The 15,361-nt window shown below is 67.0% G+C and carries 13 protein-coding genes and 1 pseudogene; 6 read left to right on the top strand and 8 right to left on the bottom strand.

From position 1 onward, the window contains the following. Positions 1-18: 18 nt before the first annotated feature. Positions 19-1,200 carry an isovaleryl-CoA dehydrogenase gene (locus tag CTP10_RS21700; protein WP_271815881.1) on the bottom strand — a complete coding sequence of 394 codons (1,182 nt, stop codon included), beginning with the start codon at positions 1,198-1,200 and terminating at the stop codon, positions 19-21. A 45-nt stretch (positions 1,201-1,245) separates the two neighbouring features. Further along, on the bottom strand, positions 1,246-2,970 hold the full coding sequence (locus CTP10_RS21695) for an AMP-binding protein (protein WP_116323458.1): 1,725 nt from the start codon (positions 2,968-2,970) through the stop codon (positions 1,246-1,248). Positions 2,971-3,258: 288 nt separating this feature from the next. Between CTP10_RS21695 and CTP10_RS21690 the strand changes: the two genes are divergently transcribed. After that, on the top strand, positions 3,259-3,954 hold the full coding sequence (locus tag CTP10_RS21690; RefSeq protein ID WP_116323457.1) for a TetR/AcrR family transcriptional regulator: 696 nt from the start codon (positions 3,259-3,261) through the stop codon (positions 3,952-3,954). 156 nt (positions 3,955-4,110) lie between these two features. Here CTP10_RS21690 and CTP10_RS21685 read toward each other — a convergent pair whose 3' ends face one another. Beyond that, positions 4,111-4,851: an SDR family oxidoreductase gene (locus CTP10_RS21685; RefSeq protein WP_116323456.1), complete on the bottom strand. Its 741-nt coding sequence runs from the start codon at positions 4,849-4,851 to the stop codon at positions 4,111-4,113. 111 nt (positions 4,852-4,962) lie between these two features. On the opposite strand from CTP10_RS21685, the gene CTP10_RS21680 reads away from it, so the two are divergent. Then, positions 4,963-5,901 (top strand): LysR family transcriptional regulator, encoded by a 939-nt coding sequence (locus CTP10_RS21680; protein ID WP_116323455.1) that lies wholly within the window; start codon positions 4,963-4,965, stop codon positions 5,899-5,901. Between the two features lie 25 nt (positions 5,902-5,926). On the opposite strand, the gene CTP10_RS21675 is transcribed toward CTP10_RS21680, so the two are convergent. Then, positions 5,927-6,748 (bottom strand): phosphate/phosphite/phosphonate ABC transporter substrate-binding protein, encoded by an 822-nt coding sequence (locus CTP10_RS21675; protein ID WP_233528442.1) that lies wholly within the window; start codon positions 6,746-6,748, stop codon positions 5,927-5,929. Then, the gene (locus tag CTP10_RS21670; RefSeq protein ID WP_116323463.1) at positions 6,735-7,724 is read right to left on the bottom strand and encodes a fatty acid desaturase; all 990 of its coding nucleotides are present in this window, start codon (positions 7,722-7,724) and stop codon (positions 6,735-6,737) included. Before CTP10_RS21670 ends, CTP10_RS21675 begins: the two co-directional genes overlap by 14 nt. A gap of 317 nt (positions 7,725-8,041) precedes the next feature. Between CTP10_RS21670 and CTP10_RS21665 the strand changes: the two genes are divergently transcribed. Next, entirely contained in the window at positions 8,042-9,448 is a 1,407-nt protein-coding gene (locus tag CTP10_RS21665) for a selenium-binding protein SBP56-related protein (RefSeq protein WP_116323454.1), read from the top strand. Next, entirely contained in the window at positions 9,445-10,125 is a 681-nt protein-coding gene (locus CTP10_RS21660; protein WP_116323453.1) for a hypothetical protein, read from the top strand. Before CTP10_RS21665 ends, CTP10_RS21660 begins: the two co-directional genes overlap by 4 nt. A 167-nt stretch (positions 10,126-10,292) precedes the next feature. Here the strand turns inward: CTP10_RS21660 and CTP10_RS21655 are convergent, their stop codons facing one another. The 3 genes and pseudogenes from CTP10_RS21655 to CTP10_RS21645 form a co-directional block, all read right to left on the bottom strand. Beyond that, positions 10,293-10,979, bottom strand: a complete 687-nt coding sequence (locus CTP10_RS21655; protein ID WP_116323452.1) for a hydrolase — start codon at positions 10,977-10,979, stop codon at positions 10,293-10,295. A 247-nt stretch (positions 10,980-11,226) separates the two neighbouring features. After that, positions 11,227-12,786 carry a galactarate dehydratase gene (gene garD / locus CTP10_RS21650; protein ID WP_116323451.1) on the bottom strand — a complete coding sequence of 520 codons (1,560 nt, stop codon included), beginning with the start codon at positions 12,784-12,786 and terminating at the stop codon, positions 11,227-11,229. A gap of 19 nt (positions 12,787-12,805) precedes the next feature. Beyond that, positions 12,806-12,949: pseudogene (locus CTP10_RS21645) on the bottom strand (MFS transporter); the annotation flags it as partial. Between the two features lie 514 nt (positions 12,950-13,463). On the opposite strand from CTP10_RS21645, the gene CTP10_RS21640 reads away from it, so the two are divergent. Continuing rightward, complete coding sequence (locus tag CTP10_RS21640) at positions 13,464-14,300, top strand: IclR family transcriptional regulator (RefSeq protein WP_116323450.1); 837 nt, start codon at positions 13,464-13,466, stop codon at positions 14,298-14,300. Position 14,301: 1 nt separating this feature from the next. Beyond that, on the top strand, positions 14,302-15,357 hold the full coding sequence (locus CTP10_RS21635; RefSeq protein ID WP_116323449.1) for a cyclase family protein: 1,056 nt from the start codon (positions 14,302-14,304) through the stop codon (positions 15,355-15,357). The last annotated feature ends 4 nt before the right edge of the window (positions 15,358-15,361 follow it).

Raw genomic sequence — 15,361 nt, 5'->3', positions numbered from 1 at the left:
AGCCATCGCGTGGGGTGCTTACATCGTTTCCGCGAACAGCTCGCGGCCGATCAGCATGCGGCGGATCTCCGACGTGCCGGCGCCGATCTCGTACAGCTTGGCATCGCGCCACAGGCGCCCGGCCGGGTATTCGTTGATATAGCCGTTGCCGCCCAGGATCTGCACGGTCTCGCCCGCCATCCAGGTGGCCTTTTCCGCCGTGTACAGGATCACCGCGGCGCAGTCCTTGCGCACCTGGCGCACGTGGCCGCTGCCGAGCGCGTCCAGGTTCTTGCCGACCGTGTACAGGTAGCTGCGCGCCGCCTGCAGCGTGGTGTACATGTCCGCCACCTTGCCCTGGATCAGCTGGAACTCGCCGATGCTCTGGCCGAACTGCTTGCGGTCATGGATATACGGCGTAACCACGTCCATGCACGCCTGCATGATGCCGACCGGGCCGCCCGACAGCACCGCGCGCTCGTAGTCCAGCCCGCTCATCAGCACCCTGGCGCCACTGTTCTCGGCACCAAGGATGTTTTCCGCCGGCACTTCCACGTCCTCGAACACCAGCTCGCCGGTGTGCGAGCCGCGCATGCCCAGCTTGTCTAGCTTCTGCGCCACCGAGAAGCCCTTCATGCCCTTCTCGACGATAAATGCGGTCATGCCGCGCGCGCCCAGCTCGGGCTCGGTCTTGGCGTACACCACCAGCACGTCGCAGTCCGGGCCGTTGGTGATCCACATCTTGGTGCCGTTGAGCACGTAGCGGTCGCCCTTGAATTCCGCGCGCAGCTTCATGCTGACCACGTCGGAGCCGGCGTTGGGCTCGCTCATCGCCAGCGCGCCGATCCATTCGCCCGACACCAGCTTGGGCAGGTATTTGGCCTTCTGCGCCGGCGTGCCGTTGCGGTGGATCTGGTTCACGCACAGGTTGGAATGCGCGCCGTACGACAGGCCGACCGACGCCGACGCGCGGCTGATCTCTTCCATCGCGATCATGTGCGCCAGGTAGCCCATATTGGCGCCGCCGTATTCCTCGGCCACGGTGATGCCGAGCACGCCGAGGTCGCCCATCTTCTTCCAGGCGTCCATCGGGAACTGGTCGGTGCGGTCGATCTCGCCCGCGCGCGGGGCCAGTTCGGCCTGGGCCCACGTACGCACGGAATCGCGCAGCATCTCGATGTCTTCGCCGAGGTCGAATTTCAGGCCGGGCAAGGTAGTCATGGCAGTGTCGTCTTGGTAATCAATGTCGTACTGGGGGCGGCGCGTTCAGGCCGTCTTCGATTCGCTGAGGTTCAGGTCGCGCACCATCTGGTCGCGCATCACGAATTTCTGCACCTTGCCGGTCACGGTCAGGGGCATTTCGTCCACGAAGCGGATGTAGCGCGGAATCTTGTAGTGGGCGATCTGGTTGCGGCAGAACTCGCGGATCTCTTCCTCGGTGGCGCTTTCGCCCGGCTTGAGCACGATCCACGCGCACACTTCCTCGCCGTACTTCTGGTCCGGCACGCCGAACACCTGCACGGCCTGCACCTTCGGATGGCGGAACAGGAATTCCTCGATCTCGCGCGGATAGATGTTCTCGCCACCGCGGATCAGCATGTCCTTCACGCGGCCGACGATATTGCAGTAGCCCTCTTCGTCGATGGTGGCGAGATCGCCGGTGTGCATCCAGCCATCGCGGATGGTCTCCGCGGTGCGGGCCTCGTCGTCCCAGTAGCCCAGCATGACCGAGTAGCCGCGCGTGCACAGCTCGCCCTTCTCGCCCACCGGCACCGTGGCGCCGGTGCCGTCGACGATCCTGACCTCCAGGTGCGGCTGGATGCGGCCGACGGTGGTGGTGCGCTTGTCCAGCGGATCGGTGGTGCTGCTCTGGAACGAGACCGGGCTGGTCTCGGTCATGCCGTAGGCGATCGTCACCTCCGACATATGCATCTGCGACACCACGCGCTTCATGGTCTCGATCGGGCACGGCGAGCCGGCCATGATGCCGGTGCGCAGCGACGAGAAGTCATAGTTGCCAAAGCGCGGATGGTCGAGCTGCGCGATGAACATGGTCGGCACGCCATGCAGCGCGGTGCAGCGCTCTTCGCTGACGGCCTGCATGGTGGCTTCCGGATCGAACGCTTCGCCCGGGAACACCATCGCGGCGCCCGTGGAGACGCACGCCAGCACCGCCAGCACCATGCCGAAGCAGTGGTAGAACGGCACCGGGATGCACAGCTTGTCCTGTTCGGTAAAGCGCATCGCCATGGCGATAAAGCGCGCGTTGTTGACGATATTCCGGTGCGTCAGCGTGGCGCCCTTGGGCGCGCCCGTGGTGCCGCTGGTGAACTGCACGTTGATCGGGTCGTTGCGGTCGAGCTGCACGGTGATGGCGTCGAGCGTTTCACGCGCTACGCCTGCGCCGCGCGCCACCACATCGTCATAGCGGATCATGCCCGGCGTCTCGCCCGCGCCCATGCGGATTACCCAGCGCAGCGCCGGCAGCCGCGCGGCCTGCAGTGCGCCAGGCTCGCTGGTGGCGAGTTCAGGGGCCAGCGCCTGCAGCATCTCCAGGTAGCGCGAGGTCTTGAACGCCTCGGCCGCGACGATCGCCTTGACGCCGACCTTGTTCAGCGCGTACTCCAGCTCGGACAAGCGGTAGGCCGGGTTGATATTGACCAGCACCAGCCCGAGCCGCGCGGTGGCGAACTGCGTCACCACCCATTCCACGCGGTTGGGCGACCAGATGCCGACCCGATCGCCGCGCACCAGGCCGAGCGCGTGCAGCCCCGCTGCCAGCGCATCGATGGCCTCGGCGAACTGCTGCCAGGTCCAGCGCACGCCCTGCTCGCGGAAAGCCACCGCGTCGCGCTGCGCAAAGCGGGCGACGGTCTGCGCCAGCAACTCCGGCACCGTCTGCTCGGACAGCGGGATATTGGTTTCGCCTCGCACATGCGACAGCCCGCCCAGGGGCAGGATGGTGGGTTGGGACTCGCCCTGCATCGTCATACTGGTCTCCAAAGCTCGGTGGCGTTCCGTGCGCCCGGCGTTTTGTGAGTATCACTCAATTCATGCCGTGTTCATTGTCTTAGATGGGCTGGCGGGCAATTGCATCAGGGAAATCCCTTAAATCCGCCGCATCTGCTCCCCGCCCGCCGGCGCAGCCTGTGGCGCCGACGAGTGAAAAGTACACGCTCGGCAGGCAGAACGCAATAATAATTTTGAGCTTTACTCAAGTTTTCACTAACGGCGCACTATAATCCTCGCCACGAGAGAGACGTCCACACCCCCGACAGCATGGAAGACACCAGTTCCCGGCGCCGCGTACCCGCCGGAGCCAAGGCCGAGCAGCGCATCCGCGACATCCTGCGCGTAAGCCGCGACGTGTTCGCCGAGCTTGGCTACGAGCGCGCCACCACCACCGAGATCGCCCAGCGCCTGGGCGTCTCCGAGGGGACGGTCTTTACCTATTTCCACGGCAAGCGCGAACTGTGCGTGCGCGTGATCGAGGACTGGTACGACGAGATCATCAGCACGCTGGAACAGGGCATGCCGCATGGCCAGCCCACCAAGGTGCAGCTTGAGTTCTACGTGAAGACGCACCTGCGCCTGTTCCTGATCCAGGGGACCGGGCTGTGTGCGCTGGTGCTGTCGGAAGGCCGGGCCAAGGGGCCGGGGCTGGGCGAGATGTTCCTGCCGCTGCAGCGCCGCTACACGGCGCCGCTGATGGACCTGCTGGCGCGGGCGCGCACCAATGGCGAGATCCGGGGCGACCTGCCGCTGAGCCTGCTGCGCTCGGCCATCCTGGGGCCGATGGAGCACATCCTGTGGGATGCGATCGCGCGGCAGCGCGAGGTCGATATCGAGAAGACCGCCCGCGACATGGTGGCGCTGCTGTGGCCGGCGCTGCAGCCGGTAGACCTGGAACTGGAAAAGCTGCGGGGCTTTTACGGCGAGGTCAGCGCGGCGATGCGCAAGGCGGCGGAAGACTGAGGCACGCCGGCGCCGGGCCGGCGTGCTGGCGGGGCAGCGTAAGGCTTACTTGTTCGGCGTGGCGGCCGGGCCGGCGGGCAGCGGCTCGATACCATCCGGCTTGACCAGCATCAGCGTGGTCACGGGAGGATGGCCCGGCGCCCACACCGCCATCGCTCAGGCGCTGAAGCCGCCGTCGATCATCAGGCTGGCACCGGTCACAAAGCCCGCTTCCGGACCCGCGACATAAGCCACCATGCCGGCAATCTCGTCCGGCGTGGCGTGCCGCTGCAGTGCCATCAGGCCATGCAGCGCCGCGCCGAATTCCCCGGCTTCCGGGTTCATGTCGGTATTGGTCGGTCCCGGCTGGATGTTGTTCACGGTGATGCCGCGCGGCCCCAGGTCGCGCGCCATGCCTTGCACCAGCCCCAGCAGCGCGGACTTGCTCATCGCATACGCGCTGCCGCCGGGGAACGGCATGCGTTCGGCATTGGTGCTGCCGATGTTGATGATGCGGCCGCCTTCGCCCATGTGCGCCAGAGCGGCCTTTGCCGCGACGAACACCGCGCGCACGTTGACGGCCAGGGTCTCGTCGAAGTCTTCCAGCGACAGGGTCTCGACCGATCCCAGCCGCAGCACGCCGGCATTGTTGACCAGGATGTCGAGCTTGCCGAACTGGCGCGCGGCGCCGTCAATGGCGCGGGTCAGCGCGGCGGCATCGGCGGCGTTGGCCTGCAGCGCCAGCGCGCGGCCGCCGGCGGCTTCCACTTCCGCGGCCAGCGCGTTGGCACCCGCTGCGGAGTTCTGGTAGGTGAAGGCGACGGCGGCGCCCTCGCGCGCCAGCCGGCGCACGATTGCCGCGCCGATGCCGCGGGCGCCGCCGGTTACGAATGCAGTTTTTCCAGTCAGGTTGGCCATGGATTGCTCCGGGAAATGGTTGGTTGGTGAAAGCAGTATCGTGCGTGGATTGCCCCGTCGGTAGCCATAAATCGGCATCAGCTTTTTCAACCATTGGTATAAGCTGAGGCCATGGAGGCCCTCAATCTGCTCGAATCCTTTGTCCGGAGTGCCGAAGCCGGCAGTTTTTCCGCAGCGGCGCGCCAGCTCGGCATGACGCCGGCGGCGGTCAGCAAGAACGTGGCGCGGCTGGAGTCGCACCTGGGCCTGCGGCTGTTCCAGCGCAGCACGCGCCAGCTGACGCTGACCGCCAGCGGCGAACAGTTCCTGCGGCAGGTCTCGGATCCGTTCTCGACCTTGCGCGATGCCTTTGCCAGCGCCTCGCAAGACGCCGGCAAACCCGCGGGCACGCTCAAGGTCAGCATGGCGCTCGCCTTCGGCCGCGAACACCTGGTGCCGATGCTGGGCGAATTCCTGCGGCGCTATCCGGCGATCGTGCCGGACTGGCATTTCGACAACCGCCCCGCGGAACTGATCCAGGACGGCTTTGACGCGGCTATCGGCGGCGGGATCGAACTGACCGATGGCGTGGTCGCGCGCGAACTGGCGCGGACCTGCATCGTGGCCGCGGCATCGCCGTCCTACATGGAAGGCAGGCCCATGCCGGGCCATCCCAGCGAGCTGGCCGCGATGGACGGCATCGTGCGGCGCTCCGGCCCGACCGGCAGGCTGCGCGCATGGACGCTGCGCAGCGAGTCAGGCGAAGAGGCGCCGGTCACGCAGCGCACGCGCATGATCTTTGACGATCCCGAGGCAATGGCGCACGCGGCCATGCTCGGCTACGGCGTGGCGCTGCTGCCGACGCCGCATGCGGCGCAATGGCTGGAAAGCGGTGCGCTGGTGCGGCTGCTTCCGGAATGGCATGCCGACAACGGGCCGATCTCGCTCTACTACCCGAACAAGACGCTGCTGCCGCCCAAGACGCGCGTGTTCATCGACTTCGTGGTGGCGGCGTTCCGCGACCGGGGATTGGCCGCGCGCTTCGATGCCGGCATCGGGCCGGCGCATTAGGGCGGGTATTAGGGCGGGCGCGGCCTCAGTTGAGCGCGCTGTACCCCCGCAGGCTTGCCTCCAGCGCCATGCTGGACACCGGCTGGTAGTCCGCCACCGCGCTGGGCACCACATCTTCCAGCCGCAGCCGGGCGCGCAGCGCCACGTCGTCGTGCAGGGCCTGCCGCATGGCCGCCCGCACCCGTTGCACCAGCGGCGCACCCGCCCGCCGCGATGCGATGAACGGCAATCCCGCCACCGCCCGCGTGGTGCCGATCTGCCGCACGCCCGCCACCAGATCGGGATGGTGCTCGGCGGCATAGGCCAGCGTCACGCAATCGATCGCCGCCACGTCTGCCTCGCCGGCGGTCACGGCCGCCAACGACGCCAGGTGCGAGCCGGTGTGGACCACCTCGCCAAAGAAGCGCCCTGCACGCGCCAGCGGCGCCACCGCATGGCGCAGCGCATTCATGCCGCTGTGTGAGTCGGGCGCATTGCAGGCAGCCCGCGCGCCACGGCAGGCATCGAGCGTGCCGGGCCCGTCGCCTGCCCGTACCACGATCGCGCTGCGATAGGTATGCCACTGGCAGCCCGGCACCCGGAAGCGCGGCGTGCCGATCAGCCGCACATGCGGCGCCAGCCCCTGCACCAGCGGATAGCCGCATGCCTGCGACAGCAGCACGTCGTCGCGCCGCCAGAATGCGTGCAGCGCGGCGGCATCGTCGCCGGGGTCGACGGCGGTAAGCACGACGCCCGCGCGTTGCAGCGATTGCGCCACGCGCTCGATCAGCGTGATCCAGTCAGCGCGCAAGGACGCCGACACGTTGTACATCGGCAGCGCCGCGACCCAGTGCTCAGGCTTCGCCATAGGGCCTCGCCGCGTAGTGGGGTCCGTCGGACGGCCCGTGGAACAGGGGATGGACCACCGGCGCGGCCGCGCGCAGCGCATACCGCACCAGCCATTCGCCATAGCCGCGCACCAGGAAGCCGTCGTTGCGCGCCAGGTAATCGTCGGCGCGGCGCCGATAGACCCGGCCCAGCACAAACCACGGCACCGACGGCAGATCGTGGTGCACCAGGTGATAGTTGTTGTTCAGGAACAGCAGGCGCCAGGCCAGCCCGGCGTCGTTGATCACGCTGCGCGCCGCCTGCGGGCCGGTGGCGCGATGCTCATGGAAGGAACGGATCGCCGACAGCGACAGCGCGGGATACGCAACGCCCGCCAGCATCAGCCATGCCGGCATGCCGCAGTACACCTGCAGCCAGGCCAGCAGCACGCCCAGCGCCAGCAGGTGCGCCAGCCACATCGGCACATCGCGCCAGTCGCCGGCGCGCAGCTTGCTCCACGCATCGGCACCGATGGCCAGGATCGAAAATGCGGGTTGCAGCAGCACGCGGCCCGCCAGCGTGTTGCGCACGGCATAGAGCCTGCGTGCGAACGGGCCCGACGCATGCCAGTCCGCCGCGTACAGAAAATAGCTCTCCGGATCGCCGCCGGGATGCGTCAGTTCGGCTTCATGGTGCTGCAGGTGCCAGCGCCGGTACAGGCCATACGGCAGCCACACGCCCAGCGGCGCCGCGCCGATCAGCGCGTTCAGCCAGGGCAGCCGGGTCGGATGGCCATGCATCAGTTCATGCTGCAGCGACAGGTACCAGGTGGTGCACAGCGTCAGCAGCACGCATGCCAGCGGCAGGCCCAACCGGCTCGCCTGCGTGGCTACGCCGAACCATGCGCCGTACACCGCCACGATCAGCAGCCAGGTCGGCAGTTCGGTGCGCCACAGCCAGTGACGCGCGGCGTGCGCGAGTTCGCTGCGCTGTCGGTCGTCGAGATAGTTGGCCATGGCTCGCGGGGCATCGGTCGGAATCGAAGCCAAAGCATACGGGCGCGATGCCCGCGGCCGGAACGAACGATTGCCGATAACGATATGCCTGCCGGCACGGGCAGCGCACGTGCGGTGCACCATCGCATTTGCTCACGCGCCAGGCGTCTTTAGCGTGACGAGAACGGCCCTGCGCCGCCGCCCTGGCCGCGTTTGACTAGGGTTGGAGAACGACCTAGGCTAAGTAGGCTCGAACTCCACTTACGTGCGCGGACGCTGCCATGCCGGCCTGCGCGATCTCGCGGCATGTGACCGGCGTAGAACAAGGAGGGCTAACCATGAACATGCGGCCGGATCCCACGTTTTACCCGTCGCCCCAGCTCGCGATGAGCGCGCCGCCGGAAGAATTTGCCTACACCCTGCTGCTGAGCCCCGACGGCTCGCGCCCTGACGCGCTGGCCGTGATCGACGTCAAGCCCGGCTCGCCCACCTACAGCACGGTGGTGCATACCGTGCCGATGACCAACAAGGGCGACGAGCTGCATCACTTCGGCTGGAATGCCTGTTCCTCCGCGCTGTCGCCGCTGACCGGCCACGCGTTCCTGGAGCGGCGCTACCTGATCATCCCGGGCATGCGCTCGTCCCGCATTTATATCGTAGACACCAAGCCGCATCCCACGCAGGCGCGCATCCACAAGATCATCGAGCCGGACGAGATCATCAGCAAGACCGGCTACTCGCGGCCGCACACCGTGCATTGCGGCCCGGAAGGGATCTACGTGAGCACGCTCGGCGGCGCCGGCCAGGACGGCACCGACGGGCTGCCCGGCATCTTCATCATGGACTGCGAGACCTTCGAGGTGCTCGGGCGCTGGGAAATCGACCGCGGCGAGCAGGAGAAGCACTACGACTTCTGGTGGAACCTGCCGCGCGACTACATGGTGTCGAGCGAATGGGCATTGCCGCCGCAGTTCGAGAACGGCCTGGTGGCCGAGGACCTGCTTGCCAACAAGTACGGCCACAAGCTGCATTTCTGGGACCTGCGCGGGCGCCGCAACGTGCAGACCATCGACCTCGGCGCCAACCACCAGATGGCGCTGGAAGTCCGGCCCGCGCACGATCCGGTGCGCGAATACGGCTTTGTCGGCGTGGTGGTCGACACCACCAACCTGGAAGGCTCGATCTGGACCTGGTGGCGCGAAGGCGGCAAGTTCCATGTGGAGAAGACCGCGACCATTCCGCCCGAGCCGGCTTCGGCCGACCAGCTGCCGCCCTTGCTGCAAGGCTTCGGCGCGGTGCCGCCGCTGGTGACCGATATCGATTTGTCCATCGACGACAAGTTTCTTTACGTGGCCTGCTGGGGCACCGGCGAGATGCGCCAGTACGACGTCAGCGACCCGCGCAAGCCCCGGCTGTCGGGCTCGGTCCATCTTGGCGGCATTGCGCGGCGCACGCCGCACCCGAACGGCAAGACCTTCGCCGGCGGCCCGCAGATGGTCGAAATCAGCCGCGACGGCAGGCGCGTCTACTGGACCAATTCGCTCTACTCCACCTGGGACAACCAGTTCTATCCCAACGGTGTTCCCGGCGTGCAGGTGATGGGGCGTGCCGAGCCGGAGGGCGGGCTGGCGCTGGCCGACGACTACTGGGTGGACTTCCCCGACGGCTACCGCGCCCACCAGGTGCGGCTGGAAGGCGGCGACTGCTCGACTGACTCGTTCTGCTACCCGTCGGTCCGGACTTGACCGCGCTCTCCTGGGAGCATGCCGGCCTGTGGTCGGCGGTCCTGGCAAGCGGCATCTATCACGGCCTGAATCCCGCGATGGGATGGCCGCTTGCTGTATCGAACGGTTTGCTGGCGCAGCAGGATCGCGCGGTGGTGTCGGCGCTCGGTTCGCTGGCGCTGGGCCATCTGCTGGCGATGATCGCGGTCATGCTGCCGTTCGGCGTGCTGGCCATGCTGGTGCGCTGGCAGGCGCCGCTGCAGTTTGCCGCGGGGCTGCTGGTAATCGGCTGGGGCGTGGCGCTGCTGGTGTGGCGCCGCCATCCGCGCGCACTGGCGCGCATTCCGCCGTCGCGCCTCGCGCTATGGTCCTTCGCCGTGGCGATCGCGCACGGCGCTGGGCTGATGCTGGTGCCGATCTATCTCGGGCTGTGCCGCGCCGACGAGGATGCCGGCCACCAGGCCGCCGCCGCGCTGATGGGCGCTAATGTTTCCATGGCGCTGCTCGTGTCCGTCGTGCATGCCGCGGCCATGATCGCGACAGGCGGCGTGGTAGCGTGGCTGGTCTATCGCTACGTCGGGCTTAAATTCGTGTCGCGCAGCTGGTTCAACCTCGACGTGGTGTGGGCGCTCAGCCTGGTCGTGGTCGGCGGGCTGGCGCTGGCGTTCAGCGGCGTCCAGCTTCCATGGCTGCGCTAGCCCCGGATCGCCTCACACCGCCAGCGTCTGCGCCACCACCGCCGCGGCGCCGACGCTGCCCATCATCACTGCAAGCCAGCATCCCAGCAGGCAAGCGCCGCGGCCAAGCCTTGCACCGATATTCATGTTGTTCTCCTTGTCCGGGATGCCAGTGCAACAGCGATCGGTCAGACCGCGGGAACGGGGGCCAGCGACACGTGCTGCGACGCGGTGCGCTGCGCGGCCTTGTGCACCATGGTGTAGGCGTAGTCCACGCCCATGCCGTAGGCGCCGGAGTGTTCCTTGACCAGCGCCATCACGGCGTCGTACGAGTCGCGGCGGGCCCAGTCGCGCTGCCACTCCAGCACCACCTGCTGCCAGGTCACCGGCACCACGCCGGCCTGCACCATGCGCTGCATGGCGTAGTCGTGCGCTTCCTTGCTGGTACCGCCCGAGGCGTCGGCAACTATGTAGATCTCGTAGTCGCTGTCATGCATGGCCGACAGCGCGAAGGTGGTGTTGCACACCTCGGTCCACAGTCCGGCGACGATGATCTTCCTGCGGCCGGCGGCGGCCAGCGCGTCGCGCACCTTCTGGTCGTCCCACGAGTTCATCGAGGTGCGTTCCAGCGTTTCCTTGCCGGGGAATACGTCGAGCAGTTCGGGGTAGGTGTAGCCGGAGAACGAATCCGACTCGACCGTGGTGATCGTGGTCGGGATGTCGAAGATCTTTGCCGCCTTGGCCAGCCCGACCACGTTGTTCTTCATCAGCTGGCGGTCCATCGACTGGACGCCGAACGCCATCTGCGGCTGGTGGTCGATGATGATCAGCTGGCTGTTTTGCGGGGTCAGGACTTCCAGTTTGGCGTTCGACATAATGGGGCGCTCCGTTAAGTAGATTGGTTAATTTCCCGCAACGTCTCTGTGCCTGTGGCGCTGCGATGGGATGAACTATACGTAACGAAGTGCCTGAAAAATTACTCGAATCATCACATAGTTGTTCAAATATTTTGAATATAGTTTTCAAGCAAAAAAGAGCGGCCTTTTCGGCCGCCCACTCAAGAGCCATGAATAATCCTTCGACGACGACGACGAGCGACGAGAAGAACCGGAAGCCGAGGCCTCAGGTCACCGGCGCCGGATTGAACAGCACCAGCGCGTTCTTGATCTTCCAGTGTTCCGCCCACGACTTCTTGCCGCTGGCCACCGCCAGCAGCGTGTGGAACAGCTCCCAGCCCACCTCTTCGATGGTGGCTTCGCCGGTGGCGATGCGGCCGGCGTTGACGTCCATCAGGTCGTGCCAGCGGCGCGCCAGGTCGTTGCGCGTCGAGACCTTGATCACCGGCACCTCGGCCAGGCCGTACGGCGTGCCGCGGCCGGTGGTGAAGACGTGCAGGTTCATGCCGGCGGCCAGCTGCAGCGTGCCGCAGACAAAGTCGCCAGCCGGCGTGGCGGCATAGATCAGGCCCTTCTGCGTCACCTTCTCGCCCGGGCCGCTGACGCCATGGATCGGGCCGGTGCCGGACTTGACGATCGAGCCCATGGCCTTTTCCACGATATTGGACAGCCCGCCCTTCTTGTTGCCGGGCGTGGTGTTGGCGCTGCGGTCGACCTTGCCTTTTTCGAGGTAGGCGTCGTACCAGGCCATCTGCTTCATCAGGGCCTCGGCCACTTCCGGCGTGGCCGCGCGCGCGGTGAGCTGATCGATGCCATCACGGACTTCGGTCACCTCGGAGAACATCACCGTGCCGCCGGCGCGCACCAGCAGGTCGGTGGCAAAGCCCACCGCCGGGTTGGCGGTCACGCCGGAGAAGGCATCGCTGCCGCCGCACTGCACGCCGACCACCAGGTCGGATGCGGGGCAGGTCTCGCGCCGGCGCGCATCCAGGCGTTGCAGGTGTTTCTCGGCGGTCGTCATGATCGAATCGATCATCGACGCAAAGCCCACGTGCTGTTCGTCCTGCAGGCAGACCACGTCCGGCTCGCCTTCCTTCTGGATCGGGATGGTGCCGGCGCTGACCAGCCGCGTGGGCTGCAGCTTTTCGCAGCCCAGGCTGACGATCATCACTTCGCCGCCGAAGTTGGGGTTTAGCGCGATATTGCGGATGGTGCGGATGGGAATGCCGGCGTCCGGCGCGTCGATCGCCACGCCGCAGCCGTAGGTGTGCTCCAGGCCCACCACGTCATCGACGTTGGGATACTTCGGCAGCAGCTCTTCCTTGATGCGCCGCACGGCAAACTCGACCACGCCCTCCACGCATTGCACGGTGGTGGTGATGCCGAGGATATTGCGCGTACCGACCGAACCGTCGGCATTGCGGTAGCCCTCGAAGGTGTAGCCCTCCAGCGGCGGCAGCGGCGTGACGCGCGTGCCGACCGGCAGGTCGTGCAGCTCAGGCGCGGCCGGCATGCGGATCACGCGTTCGTTGATCCAGCTGCCGCGCGGCAGGTCCTTCAGCGCGTAGCCGATCACCACGTTGTAGCGGATCACCTCGTCGCCTTCGCGCAGGTCGGCCAGTGCGACCTTGTGGCCCTGGGGCACGCCCTCGACCAGCGTAAGGCCGCACGGGAACGTGGCGCCGGCAGGCAGCCCGCCGTCGTTGGCGACGATGGCGACGTTGTCGTCGGGGTGCATCGTGATGTACAGCGGACGCACCGCTTGCGAGGAATTGGCTTCACTCATTTTGCTTGTTCCAGAAAGCTCAGGCGGGCTGCAGTTCCACCCGACGGATATCCTTGACGATGACCAGGTAGCAGAACACGGTCACCAGTGCATTCACGCCCACGAACACCAGCGCGCCGTTGAACGAACCCGTAACGCTGAGGATGTAGCCGATCACCAGCGGGAGAAGCGCCCGCCCGGCACGCCAGCACGTTGATACAGTACTGGCCGAGGTCCACGCCCACCAGCTGCCGCGGTCGCTGTGCGCGCCGCTGTCGCGTTTACTGCCATGTCATCTCCGGATCGGCAATGTGGGCCTTGCCAGTGTTACGTTGTCTGATGACATTGTAATGTGTCATACGGACGAATGACTCCGGGATTTCCCTAGGTCGGTACACGGAACGCGCCACCGGCGTGACGGCTTCCTGGCTGCAATCCCACTGCTGGTGCGCGTCTCTGGCGCCGCCGGTACTACTGGACGGGTTCCCTTCGGAATAACATTTTCGATCCGCCATGTCATACGATGACTTACAACAAGCTTTCATGTGACGAATTCGGCGCTGGTTTCGCAAAGCCCTGACGGCCAGTTTCATCCGGCAAAACTTTCCCGCACCGCAGAATGACCAGCCCTTTCCTATGGCCTATAAACTCCCCTGACCGGTTTCACGTGACGAAAACCGGACAAGGAGACCACCGGCGTGACCACCCCGAGCACCTCGCTGCAGAAAGCCTGCCGCCTGCTGCGCGCGCTGACCGATGCCCGCAACAGCCGCCTTACCGACCTGGCGCTGGCCGCAGGCGTCGACAAGGCCTCGGCGCTGCGCCTGCTGGAAACGCTGGCGGCCGAGGGCCTGGTACACCGCGATCCCGCCACCAAGGCCTTTGCGCCGGGGCCTGAATGGCTCGCGCTGCATGCTGCCACCCTGCAGCGCACCGACCTGCGCCCGTTGGTACGCCCCGCACTGATCCGGCTGGCCAATGCCTTCGAGGACAGCGCCATCCTGTCGGTGCCGAGCGGCTGCGAATCGGTCTGCATCGAGCTGCGCCTGGGCACCTTCCCGATCCGCGCCAATTACCTGGACATCGGCAGCCGCCGGCCGCTGGGCATCGGTGCGGGCAGCCTGGCGCTGCTGGCCGCGCTGCCCGATGCCGAGATCGACGCCGTGCTCGACGGCATCGCGCCGGCCATGCGCCGCTACCCGCGCTTCAGCCGGGACATGCTGCTGGGCCATGTGCAGGCCACGCGCGAGCGCGGCTACGCCGTATTGCTGGACGTCGTGGTGGAGCGCATGGGCGGCATCGCCGTCGCCCTGCCCGGCCCCGGCGGCTACCCGCTGGGCGCGATCAGCATCGCCGCGCTCAATGACCGCATCACCACCCGCGAGGCGGCCATGGCGCGCGCGCTGCGGCGCGAAGCCGACGCCATCTGCCAGCACTGGCGATCGCACGCCGGCGCGCATCCGGACACCAGGCCCGACCCACGACCCAACCTACACAAACCGGCCACCCGGCCACGTACGCAAGAGGAGGCATGACATGCGCTGGAAGCAACGTCCGCAGGGTTCCAACTGGGGTGATTTCGGCCCCGACGACCAGCTGGGCCGCGTCAACCTGATCGGCCCCGAGCAGGTCGTCAAGGGCGCGCGCGAGGTGCAGGCCGGCATCAGCTTCTGCCTGTCGCTGCCGCTGGACTACCCGGGCGGCAACAAGCTCAACCCGCGCCGCCACCCGCCGCAACTGCGCCCCACCTTCCGCGACGACAGCCCCTACCTCAACTTCCCGCTGGCCAGGGTCGATCCGGCCGCCACCGATGTAATCAGCGACGACCAGGTCCTGATGTGCCTGCAGTACAGCACGCAGTGGGATGCGCTGGCGCATGTGGGCGCACTGTTCGATGCTGACGGCGACGGCCGGCCCGAGCGCGTCTACTACAACGGCTTCCGTGCCAATGAGCATATCGTCGGCCCGGTGGACTACGCCGACGACGACCACTTCGCCGCCCATCCATGCGGCCACGACCACAGCGCCGCGCAGGCGCTCGGCATCGAGAATTTTGCCGTCAAGGGCATGCAGGGTCGCGGCGTGCTGGTGGACCTGGCGCACGTGTATGGCAAGGACTTCCGCACCGTCGGCTATGACGACCTGATGCGCGCGATGGACGCCGGCAAGGCCGAGGTCGAGTCCGGTGACATGCTGCTGCTGCGCACCGGCTTTGCCGAAGTGGTGCTGTCGATGCAGCGCGAGCCCGACGAAGCCGTGCTGCACCACAGCTGCTGCGCGCTCGACGGCCGCGACGACAAGCTGTTGCAGTGGATCACCGACGCCGGCATCGCCGCGCTGATCGCCGACAACTACGCAGTCGAGCGCTACCCGGCCCGCCCCGCGCCCGATGGCGACAAGCACCACCCGCTGCTGCCGCTGCACCACCACTGCCTGTTCAAGCTGGGCCTGCCGCTGGGCGAGCTGTGGTACCTGCGCGAGCTGGCCGACTGGCTGCGCGCCAGCGGCCGCACCCGCTTCCAGCTGACCGCGCCGCCGCTTCGGCTGCCGGGGGCAGTCGGGTCGCCGGTGACACCGATCGCCACGGTCTAGCCAG

Origin of the sequence: Cupriavidus sp. P-10, assembly GCF_003402535.2 — a bacterium.
Lineage (GTDB): Bacteria > Pseudomonadota > Gammaproteobacteria > Burkholderiales > Burkholderiaceae > Cupriavidus.
This window is presented reverse-complemented; position numbering and strand designations above follow the sequence as displayed.

Bases quoted from the DNA above. Each gene is read 5' to 3' on its own strand.
- CTP10_RS21700 (WP_271815881.1), bottom strand. From the start codon at position 1,200: ATGACTACCTTGCCCGGCCTGAAATTCGACCTCGGCGAAGACATCGAG.
- CTP10_RS21695 (WP_116323458.1), bottom strand. From the start codon at position 2,970: ATGACGATGCAGGGCGAGTCCCAACCCACCATCCTGCCCCTGGGCGGG.
- CTP10_RS21690 (WP_116323457.1), top strand. From the start codon at position 3,259: ATGGAAGACACCAGTTCCCGGCGCCGCGTACCCGCCGGAGCCAAGGCC.
- CTP10_RS21685 (WP_116323456.1), bottom strand. From the start codon at position 4,851: ATGGCCAACCTGACTGGAAAAACTGCATTCGTAACCGGCGGCGCCCGC.
- CTP10_RS21680 (WP_116323455.1), top strand. From the start codon at position 4,963: ATGGAGGCCCTCAATCTGCTCGAATCCTTTGTCCGGAGTGCCGAAGCC.
- CTP10_RS21675 (WP_233528442.1), bottom strand. From the start codon at position 6,748: ATGGCGAAGCCTGAGCACTGGGTCGCGGCGCTGCCGATGTACAACGTG.
- CTP10_RS21670 (WP_116323463.1), bottom strand. From the start codon at position 7,724: ATGGCCAACTATCTCGACGACCGACAGCGCAGCGAACTCGCGCACGCC.
- CTP10_RS21665 (WP_116323454.1), top strand. From the start codon at position 8,042: ATGAACATGCGGCCGGATCCCACGTTTTACCCGTCGCCCCAGCTCGCG.
- CTP10_RS21655 (WP_116323452.1), bottom strand. From the start codon at position 10,979: ATGTCGAACGCCAAACTGGAAGTCCTGACCCCGCAAAACAGCCAGCTG.
- garD (WP_116323451.1), bottom strand. From the start codon at position 12,786: ATGAGTGAAGCCAATTCCTCGCAAGCGGTGCGTCCGCTGTACATCACG.
- CTP10_RS21635 (WP_116323449.1), top strand. From the start codon at position 14,302: ATGCGCTGGAAGCAACGTCCGCAGGGTTCCAACTGGGGTGATTTCGGC.